Consider the following 9,776-nt stretch of genomic DNA (forward strand, 5'->3'; position numbering starts at 1 on the left):
GGCCTGACGCCGGAGGAGGCATCCCGCGCCGTCGCCGAGCCGATGTACTTCGGCGCCTACCTGCTGCGGCGGGGCGACGTGGACGCGGTCGTGGGCGGCGCCGCCACCGCGACGCCGACGGTCATGCGGGCCGCCCTGCACCTCGTCGGCCTGGCGCCGGGCGTCGGGACGCTCTCGACCTTCTTCGCCATGCTTCTGAAAGACGCCGCGCTCGGCGAGGGCGGCGTATTCTTCTTCGCCGATTGCGCGCTGGTGGTGGACCCGACGCCCGAACAGCTCGCGGACATAGCCGTCACGACGGCGCGCTCCTTCGAGCGGCTGATGGAGAGGGAACCGCGGGTCGCGCTGCTCTCGTTCAGCACCAAGGGCTCGGCGGCCCACGAGCTGGTGGACAAGGTCCGCGAGGCGGTGAAGCTCGCCCGGGAGAAGGCGCCCGAGCTCGCGCTGGACGGCGAGCTCCAACTCGACGCCGCGGCGGTCCCGGCCGTAGCGGCCCGCAAGGCGCCCGACTCGAGCGTGGCCGGCCGCGCCAACATCCTCATCTTCCCGGACCTGAACGCCGGCAATATCGGCTATAAATTAACCGAGCGGCTCGCCGGCGCCCGGGCCGTGGGGCCCATAACGCAGGGCCTCGCGAAGCCGATGAACGACCTCAGCCGCGGCGCCAAGGTGGACGACATCGTCGACGTCGTCGCCATCGCCGCGACGCAGGTAACGTAATACCCCGTATCAAATAACAACGCCGGCCTTCGCGTGGTCGTTCTGAGGGAAGGGAGCCAAGGGGCTTAAGCCCCTTGTTCGGGCCGACCTAAAGGTCGTCCCCTACTTAGAAAAAGAAGCCGGCCGCGAGGGCCGGCTTTTTATTTCGCGAGTAATCGGTTCTTATTTTAACTTCTCCGCCATCCACGCCCGCGTCTTCGCGATGCCCTCGTCGAGGTGCACTTTAGGCCGCCAGTCCAGCAGCTGCCCGGCCTTGGCGTTGTCGCACACCAGCCGCCACACTTCGGCCTGCGCGTGCGGGTGCGGCGCGAACTCCACCCGCCCCTCCTCGCCGGCTACCTTCTGCGCCAGGTCGCGCACCTCGATCTCGCGGCCCAGGCCGCCGTTAATCACCGAGCCGGCGGCGTTCGACTCGCCCGCCCGGCCTATGAGGTCCGCGCAGTCGTCCACGTACAACAGGTCGCGCGTCTGGCGGCCGTCGCCGAAGACGACGAGCGATTCCCCCCTGAGGAAATGATTCAGGAACGTCACGACGACGCCGCCCTCGCCGTCGGTCCGCTGGAACGGGCCGTAAGTATTGAAGGGGCGGAGGATGAGGGCGTGCAGGCCGTAGGCGTGGTAATACGACAGCGTCAGGTTCTCGCCCGCCAGCTTGGCCGCGGCGTACGGCGACGCGGGCCTGGTCGGGTAGCGTTCGTTTATGGGCGTCCCGTCCACCGCCGGCGCGTACACCAGGCAGGTGGAGACGTAGATGAACCGGCTCGCCTGCTTGCGGGCGAACTCCAACGCCCTGAACGTGCCGACCACGTCCGACTGGAAGGTCGCGGCGGGGTCGTCGATGGATTCCTGGACGTTGATGGCCGCGGCGAGGTGATAGATTATGTCGAAGCGCTCGTCGGCCAATCGGCGCCACGTCGCGTCGTCGCAAATGTCGCCCTCGTGCAGGCCCTCGTAGCCGCTCTTCCCGTCGAATTCGGCCAAATTCTCCACGAAACCGTTCGAAAGGTTGTCGAGCGCGAGGACGTCGTACGCGCGGCCCAGCAGCCACCCTACGACGTGCCGGCCTATGAAGCCCGCGCCCCCCGTAACCAGCGCTCTCATAACGCGAACTCCTCCTCTCAAACCAGCTTTAAAAAGTCTTCGAAGACGAGGCGCCCGGGCCCGCGGGCGTTCAGCTCCTTGCCCGCGGCGCGGCGCCGCTTCAAGCCCCAAGGCCCCGGTAAGTAGCGGGGGATTTGATACAGCCAGTTCGCGCGCTCGGGGTGAGGCATGGTCGCGACCGCGGCCGCGCTGTACGAGCTGAGCGCCGCCGCGTCCAACATCGAGCCGTTGGGGTTGTACTCCTCGCCGACGGCGTTGCCGGCCTCGTCCACGTAGCGGAGGTATATCAGCTCGTCGCGCTCGAGCGCCGCCCCGGCCTTCTCGTCGGCGCACGTGAAGCGGCCCTCGGCGTGGGCAATAGGGAGCGGCAGCACTTCGCCCGTAGGCTCGTGGCGGCAGAAGACCCAGCGGTTGAGGAAACCTTTATGGTACGGGTGGCGGTTGTGAGCCAGCGCCATCTCGACGCGGCCCGGCTCGCGCCCCGGCACGATGCCGGCCTCGAGCAGCACCTGGGCGCCGTTGCATATCCCCAACAGCGGTTTGCCGCGCGCGGCCTCCTCCGCCAGAACGTCGACGACGGCATCCTTGGCGGCGACGGCGCCGGCACGCACGCGGTCCTCGTACGCGAAGCCGCCCGGCAGGACGTAGCCGTCGTAGCGGCGTATCTCGTCGGCCGGGAGGTTGAAGCGCACGACGTCCGCCCGCGCGCCCGCGGCCTCCAGCGCCCGCGCGGTCTCGTACTCGCAGTTCACGCCCGGGAACTGGATTACCGCCAACTTCGGTTTTCGAAGAGGGGACACGTATTATAACCCTTATGCCTACGCCTTACGGCGCCGAAAAATATATTAAAAATACTCCTTCAGCGTCTCGTTCCGGGCCGCGGCCATATCCGCGGCGGCGAGCTCGAGCAAAGTCTTACCGCCTTCCTTTATCGTCAACTTCGGCTCGTCGGTGACCTCGCCCAGCCGCCACCAGTCGACGCCGGCGTCGTCCATTATAAGCTCCGCCGCCTCGGCCGAGCCCCTGCGGACCTCCAGCACGAAGCCGCCGTTCTCGCAGAAAAGCGCCCCGTCGGCGGGCGTCGAGCCGAGCGCCGGGCCGATATCGACGGCGCAACCCAGCGGCGCGGCCCACCTCGGCCTGACGACCATTTCCGCCAGGCAGACGGCCAGGCCGCCGTCGGCCACGTCGTGCGCGGCGGCCACGCACCTGGTCTCGATGAGTTCCAGGACGGCCTCATGCATCTGGCGTTCCTCGCCGAAGCGCGGCATGGGCGCGGGCCACCCCAGCCGGCCGCGCAGCTGGTAATACTGGCTGCCGCCCAGCTCGCCCCATCGCCGGCCCACGAGGTAGAGGGGGTTGCCGGCCTCCTTGAGCTGCGTCGTTACGGCGACGGCGTAGTCCTCCATAAAGCCGAGCACGCATACGATGGGGGAAGGCTTGACGGGGACGCCCCGGCTCGAGTCGTTATAAAAAGACACGTTCCCGGAGACGACCGGCAGCGGCGCGTCGGTCCCGCGCAGCCCGAGCGCGCGGCAGGCGTCGCCGATGCCCCGCACCGCCTCCTCGAAGGACCAGAAGACCTCCGGGTCCTCCGGGTTGCCGAAGTTCAGGCAATCCGTGACCGCCACCGGCGCCGCGCCCACGGCGACGACGTTGCGACACGCCTCCAGGACCGCGTGGGCGCCGCCGGCGTAGGGGTCCAGCGTCCCGACGTACGGGTTGCCGTCGCACGCCAGCGCGATGGCCTGGGCCTTGCCGGGCCACGGCGCCAGGACCGCGGCGTCCGCCTCGCCCGCCTCGACTACGGTATTGCCCTGGACGTTGCGGTCGTAGTGCTCGTAGAGCGGCCGGCGCGAGCAGATGTCGGGCGAACCTAAAAGCTCGAGCAGCGTCTCCGCCAGGTCCCCCGGCAGCTTCAGGCGGACGAACTCCAGCGGCGCCGCCGGCGCCTGGGCCTCCCGCCGGTAGCTGGGCGCGCTCGAGATTACCTCCAGCGGGATTTCGGCCACGACCTCGCCGCGCGCCGTCATCCGGAAGTACTTCTCCTCCATGACCTCGCCGACGATGGTGGCCTGCGCGCCCGGGAAGACCCGCGGCAGCTCGTACTCGTCGTTGTATATGGCCAATATCTCTTCGGCGAAGTAGGCCGGGGCCGCGATGACGTAGCGCTCCTGCGTCTCGCCCACGGCTATTATCGGCGGCTCGAGGCCTTCGATGGCCAGCGGGACCTTGTCGAGGTCGAGGGTGCCGCCCAGCTTGGCGGCGGCGCAGAGCTCGGAGGCTGCTCCCCCCAGGCCCCCCGCGCCCAGGTCCTTCATCCCGATTTGGACGCCCTTCTCCCGCGCGCGGGCGAGGACGGCGTGCGTCGCCACCGTCAGAACGCGTTTGAGGAACGGGTCCGGGACCTGCACCGCGGCCTTGTTCGCGACGTCCTCCTCTTCGTCGAGCACGGCCGAGGCGAAGGAGGCGCCGCCCACGCCCGAGTCGTCGGTGGGTTTGCCGACCAGGACAATTACGTAATGCTCGTCGCGGGCCGCGGCCGGGACGCGGCTCGGGACGACGTCGGCTTCGGCCACCACCCCCACCGCGACGACGTTCACCAGACAGTTGTCGTCAAAACTCGCGTCGAAGTATACGTCGCCGCCGGCGTTGGGGACGCCGATGGCGTTGGCGTAGCGCCATATCCCCTCCACCACGCCCCGGGCGATGGCCTGGGTCCGCTTCTCGTTCTCGCCGGAAAGGGCGCCGAACCGCAGCGGGTCGAGGACCGCGACGACGTCGGCCCCCATGCAGTAGACGTCGCGCACGATGCCGCCGATGCCGGTGGCCGCGCCCTCCAGCGGCAGCACCTGCGAGGGGTGGTTGTGGCTCTCGTGGGCCAGCGCGACGCAGTGGGAAACGCCGTCCTCCTCGAAGACGCGGACGATGCCGGCGTCCTGGCCCGGGCCGCAAACGACGTTGGGCGCGGACGTGGGGAGGTAGCGCCTCAGGATGCGCCGGCTCGACTTGTACGAGCAGTGCTCCGACCAGGCGACGTCGAAGAGGAACGCCTCGACCTTGGTGGGCGCGCGGCCCAGCAGCTCGCAGACGCGGCTCAGCTCGTCGGCGTCGATGCGCAGGTTCCAGCGCGCCGCCAGGACCCGCGCCTCCTGCATTGGATTGTCCTTCGCCTTTTTCTTCGCCATAGCGCCTTACCCGCATAATAATAAAACGCCCCCGCGGGCGCAATTAAAAACTTAACGGAAATTAAGATAATCCTATTTTATCTTAACGGAACGCGGGGCGGGGCGGCCGTATTCGTTCAACCGGGCGGGGACGGCACGGGTTCCCGTAGGCGCCGACTTTGAGGTCGGCGCGAATCAATTCTTCTGCGCGTTTTAACGGAATAAGGAAGTCGCCGCGCGAGGGGCGGTTTTTCTATTGCTTATTTTGATTGACTTTTTAGGTAAACATACTTTATAATTAAATAAATAAAAAACAAACACTGAGGAAGGTGAATTATTATGGCGAAGGAAGAACCGGTCGAAATAAGCATGACTACATTTATAAACTACGTAATATCTAGCGGTACGGCGAAAATCACGAAAGTTAGAGACGCAAAGAAGCAATACGGACAAAAGTATGATCCGCGAGCAGATTTTTGGAAAGGTTTGAGGGATAGAATTGAGGGAATGCATAAAAACGGCGAACCGAAATCGGTTTTAGATTCCTTCTTAGATACGTTAAGTGACGCAAAGAAAAAAGAGCTATACGATAATAACGTGCAAGGTTATAAGCGCTGGTTAGGGAGGAAAAAGGTACTATGGATAGGGCCTAAGAGAGGAACGTGGGCTCAAGGGGGTTTACGAATAAGGGTTAACCCCGAAATAGGCGTTAACGTAAATGGTAACGACCATATAATCAAGCTTTGGTTCAAAGCAGAACAGTTATCCAAGAACCGTATTGATTTAATATTGTATCTTCTAGATAAGAAAACAAAGCTAAACCCGGCAACCGTCGTTGGAGTTTTAGACGTGCAGAGGGCGTATTTAATTAAGGCTACGCGGAGAATACCGAATATAGAAGCGCTTTTAAGAGCAGAAGCGCTTTCCTTCTTAGAAATTTGGAAGGACTTAAGATAATAAAGGAGGTGTAAGTATGGGAAAAGGAAAAGGTAAGGTAACGAGCTCGAGAGCAGCTTCAGCCGCTTCTAAAGTCCTACGCGACGGGCGGACATCTAAACCGAGCAAAACGGCCGCCGGTAGCGCGTTATCCCAAAAGCCTTCGAAAAAGAAATAAACAAAAGGGCTTGCGAAGTAATCGGAACGACCGCGGTTATTCGGCGGTTTTTTCGTTTAGAAGTTATCGAGCGGTAACTTCTGACCCTTCTCGCGCTTTATCCTCGGGGCGTCCTTGAACGTTTCGCTCGTATCGGGGAGGTCCGGCCACTTCTCGCGTTAAAAATATCCGAATCCAAAAAATAAACCTTAGGGCTCGTAGGGAATGTATTCCCGCAGAATATCGAGGTTGTCGCCGTAGTAAAGGGTGTTCATAAATCTACGTCAGCTCCCAAGGAATTTAATAGCGCCGCCTAATCCTTCTCGTAAGTATCCGAATAATTCGTGAACGATAGGGGCGTCTAATCCCAGTTGCGTAGCTATATTGATAATAGCGCCTATGGCTACGAGAGTCCAATCTTTTTTATTTAGACGGTTAGAGCTTTCTTTTAAATAGATTAACTCTTGCGTTACAAATTTAACTTGACTTTCGTTAAGATCGAGACCTTCCTTTAACCGGTGTTCGATGCGGTTTAAGGCGGCGTGAAGCTGCGTTTTTTCTTCGTCGTCGAAAGTCCCTTGTAACTTACGTTCTTCTAATGTTGGGGATGCTGATATCGCTTGTTCGGCTAGTTGTGCCCAATAATCCGGGGTTTCGGTTTCGCGTTTTACCCAAGATAACCAATAATTAAATACTTTGAGCGTTTTTAACCAACTCCGCATTTCGTACGCGCCACATTTTTTTTCTTCGCCCGGAGAACAACATACTATATCGATCAAATGTGGCGGAAAGTCGTCTTGAAAACTACAATCGAAAATGAAATAATAACCGGTATTCCGGTAAGATAAACCTTCCGCCAAGTAATTTTGACCGCGCTCGCTTCCGTATTTTTTCCACTCGAAATCCCCCGGCGTAAATCTGCGTTCTTCGATAGCTTTATATAAGTCGGCTTTCTGGGAATTTAATAATTCCCTTGCTATATCCATTTCTATCCTTTCGTATCGTTTTAATAACTAGCTTCTACGCCTCGTCCCGGGTTGCAGCGTAGTCGGCGACGTCGGCGCCGCGGGGCGGCCGTATGTTGCTTACGCAACTAAATACGGCGTTTCGCTTCGCCCTTCGAATATCCAAAACCCAATTACATAAGAACCTTCCACTCTAACACCGGGGCCCGAATAATAATGATCGTAATATCGCGGGATAACACGTACCCTTTCGTTTAAGTAATCAATAAATATCTGAATATGAATACTCCAAACACGGTTTTTAACTAAAACCGATACTCCGTCAGCAATACCCGGATAACCACTAAGGGTTCCGAGTACTTCCTGGTCGATACCGGGCGCCTCTAGGTCTATTGCGAAGTTAGTAGCCCGGATTTCGTTACTAATCATTATATGTCGTGCCTTGCCGTTGAATAAACCTTGCGTAACCCCCGGGCAAAGGGAGATAGTTTTACCGTCCGCTTTCTCTATCCATGGAGAAACCGTCATTAAAAATTCGGAAATACCCCTTGATAAGTTAGCGTATTTAATCGGGATAGCTATACCGCTTATTGGGCAAAGTGCTAATATGGGTACATTTTCTGTTTCTACTACCGTCCCATTCCGCCAAGTCTTTAATGCGATTTCCGGGTTATTAACTTCGGCGAAAACGTTCGGTTCAAAATCCCTTTCCTCCAATAAAATGATCTCCTTGGTTTTTTCGACTTGGGCTTTAGCTTGGTACGCGTAATAAATCGCCGCCAGAGCGGTTATCGCAAATATAACCGCGAGGACTACTTCTCCTGTGGTCATAAATATTCCCTCCGAGAGGTTAAATTACGCAAAAGATATCACGGGTTATCTAATAAAAAACCCGACGCCTCGCTCCCATCATTAGGAGCTGTTCGCGTCGGGTGGTTTTCGTTCGTCGGTCATATCTCGCCTTCCCCCCCCCGCAAGATAGCATAACGCCGGGCCGTTTGGTAATAAAAAAAATAGCCTATAATATTCCCCCCATAAAAAAACACCCGCCGCTTAAGCAGCGACGGGAGCGTTGCTACGCTGTTGGTTGCCGGCACAGCCTCGGCTCGAGCCGCGCTATTTGACCTTATCGACGAACTCCTGGATGGTCTCTTTGGAGACCGCGCCCACCATCTTCTCGGCCACCTGGCCGCCCTTGAATAAGAGCAGCGTCGGGATGGAGCGAACGCCGTACCTGGACGCAATAGCGGGGCTCTCGTCGACGTTGACCTTGCCGACCTTGACGGCCTCCGCGTTGTCGTTCGCGACCTCCTCCACCGCCGGCGCGATCATCTTGCACGGCATGCACCACTCGGCCCAGAAGTCGATAAGGACCGGTTTGTCCGATTGCAAGACCTCGGCCTCGAAATTGCCTTCCGTGAACTCGTGGATGTTCTCCGCCATACGTGTGGACCTCCTAAAGCGGCGCGGGGGCCGTTCCTCTGTCGATTGAGCCGGGACGTATATGATAAGTCAAGCGGGAGCTCCCTGTCAACCTCTTAATGGCGGGCGCCTCCGCGCGGCGGGCCGCCGGTACAACTGTAGAGTAAAGGGACATGGTACCCACCAGGATATGGTAAAGTTGAGTTGGATAAACCGCTCGACTTTCGCCAAAATCCGGAGGTGGCGTACCGATGTCCCGACTAAAGTATAAGGATATATGTGGAGGAGAGCAACGGAAATATACGTTACGGGTAGATATAGTGCAATACGCGGAGGAGCACGGGGTAAGGAGAACGGCGGGGGCGTACGGTACGACGGCGAAGACGGTGCGGAAGTGGCGGGATCGGTACCGAGAGGAGGGGGTTAAAGGACTGGAGGACAGGAGCCGGCGGCCGAAGAAGAGCCCCGGGCGTACGGCGCGTAAGTTGGAGAAGCTGGTGGTGCGGCTGCGGCAACAGTATCCTACGTGGGGTGGTAGGCGATTGGTGGAGCGGTTCGAGTTGGCGTGCTCGGCGCCGACGGTGTATAATATATTGAAGCGGCACGGGGCCTATAAACCTGGGAAGCGGCGGTGGCGGCAGAAGCGGGACCTGAGAGAGAAGAAGAAGCGGCTGGGGCTCTTAGGGAAGGTACAGTTCGACCTCAAACACTTGACGGATATAGATGAATATTACCGGGCGCTGAAGGCCTACGAGTTGCCGCGGTACGAGTATACGGCGCGGGACGTGAGGACGGGGATGGTGGTCGTAGCTTTAGCGTACGAGGCCTCGCTGACGAACGCGGTTACGTTCGCGCGGTATGTAGGGCGGCATCTCACGTCGTACGGAGGCGACGTAAAGAACAGCTTATGGCAGACGGACAACGGTGCCGAGTTCGTAGGGGGGGCGAAGGCGAAAAGACCCTCGGCGTTCACCGCGGCGGTAGAAGGATGGGGAGCTAAGCACGTGCGCATCCCGCCGCGGGCCCCGACGTTCAACTCCGACGTCGAGGCGTTCCACCGTACGGTGCAGGATGAGTTCTATCGCTGCGAGCGCTTCCACGGGTTGGGTAACTTCCTGGCCAAGGCCAACACCTACGTCGCCTACTACAACCTAAAACGCCGCAACCGCCACCGCGGGAACCTGTCTCCGTTCCAAATCGCCTCCTCCTTGCGGCCCGGCCTCTCCGAGCACCTGTTTACCCCGCCCCCTATCATCCTCGACCTCGTTGAACCTGAAACCGGTGAGTACCATGTCCCTTGTCCCCCCA

At 59.7% G+C, this 9,776-nt stretch carries 9 protein-coding genes; 3 read left to right on the plus strand and 6 right to left on the minus strand.

The genetic code is table 11. The features are described from left to right. On the plus strand, positions 1-720 hold a 720-nt coding region (locus VMX79_00210; protein HUV85517.1), incomplete at its 5' end, for a phosphate acyltransferase. A gap of 162 nt (positions 721-882) precedes the next feature. Here VMX79_00210 and VMX79_00215 read toward each other — a convergent pair. Genes VMX79_00215 through purL form a run of 3 tightly spaced genes read right to left on the minus strand, consistent with a single transcriptional unit; the run spans position 883 to position 5,009 of the window. Then, on the minus strand, positions 883-1,821 hold the full coding sequence (locus VMX79_00215; GenBank protein HUV85518.1) for an NAD-dependent epimerase/dehydratase family protein: 939 nt from the start codon (positions 1,819-1,821) through the stop codon (positions 883-885). Positions 1,822-1,838: 17 nt separating this feature from the next. Next, positions 1,839-2,621, minus strand: coding sequence for a phosphoribosylformylglycinamidine synthase I (gene purQ, locus VMX79_00220; GenBank protein HUV85519.1), 783 nt, complete (start codon positions 2,619-2,621; stop codon positions 1,839-1,841). A 45-nt stretch (positions 2,622-2,666) separates the two neighbouring features. After that, entirely contained in the window at positions 2,667-5,009 is a 2,343-nt protein-coding gene (gene purL / locus VMX79_00225; GenBank protein HUV85520.1) for a phosphoribosylformylglycinamidine synthase subunit PurL, read from the minus strand. Between the two features lie 318 nt (positions 5,010-5,327). On the opposite strand from purL, the gene VMX79_00230 reads away from it, so the two are divergent. Then, a complete protein-coding gene (locus tag VMX79_00230) occupies positions 5,328-5,945 on the plus strand; it encodes a hypothetical protein (protein ID HUV85521.1) in 618 nt (205 codons plus the stop codon). A 420-nt stretch (positions 5,946-6,365) separates the two neighbouring features. Here VMX79_00230 and VMX79_00235 read toward each other — a convergent pair whose 3' ends face one another. The 3 genes from VMX79_00235 to trxA form a co-directional block, all read right to left on the minus strand. Further along, entirely contained in the window at positions 6,366-7,067 is a 702-nt protein-coding gene (locus VMX79_00235) for a hypothetical protein (protein ID HUV85522.1), read from the minus strand. A 99-nt stretch (positions 7,068-7,166) separates the two neighbouring features. Continuing rightward, positions 7,167-7,877 (minus strand): hypothetical protein, encoded by a 711-nt coding sequence (locus VMX79_00240; GenBank protein HUV85523.1) that lies wholly within the window; start codon positions 7,875-7,877, stop codon positions 7,167-7,169. Between the two features lie 285 nt (positions 7,878-8,162). Continuing rightward, positions 8,163-8,489 carry a thioredoxin gene (gene trxA, locus VMX79_00245; protein ID HUV85524.1) on the minus strand — a complete coding sequence of 109 codons (327 nt, stop codon included), beginning with the start codon at positions 8,487-8,489 and terminating at the stop codon, positions 8,163-8,165. Between the two features lie 299 nt (positions 8,490-8,788). Here trxA and VMX79_00250 point away from each other — a divergent pair. Next, the coding region (locus VMX79_00250; GenBank protein HUV85525.1) for a helix-turn-helix domain-containing protein at positions 8,789-9,776 on the plus strand (988 nt) is incomplete at its 3' end.

The organism is bacterium, assembly GCA_035529855.1.
GTDB lineage: Bacteria > RBG-13-66-14 > B26-G2 > WVWN01 > WVWN01 > WVWN01.

Coding starts and splice junctions, on each gene's coding strand:
- VMX79_00215 (HUV85518.1), bottom strand. CDS start 1,821: ATGAGAGCGCTGGTTACGGGGGGCGCGGGCTTCATAGGCCGGCACGTC.
- purL (HUV85520.1), bottom strand. CDS start 5,009: ATGGCGAAGAAAAAGGCGAAGGACAATCCAATGCAGGAGGCGCGGGTC.
- VMX79_00230 (HUV85521.1), top strand. CDS start 5,328: ATGGCGAAGGAAGAACCGGTCGAAATAAGCATGACTACATTTATAAAC.
- VMX79_00235 (HUV85522.1), bottom strand. CDS start 7,067: ATGGATATAGCAAGGGAATTATTAAATTCCCAGAAAGCCGACTTATAT.
- VMX79_00240 (HUV85523.1), bottom strand. CDS start 7,877: ATGACCACAGGAGAAGTAGTCCTCGCGGTTATATTTGCGATAACCGCT.
- trxA (HUV85524.1), bottom strand. CDS start 8,489: ATGGCGGAGAACATCCACGAGTTCACGGAAGGCAATTTCGAGGCCGAG.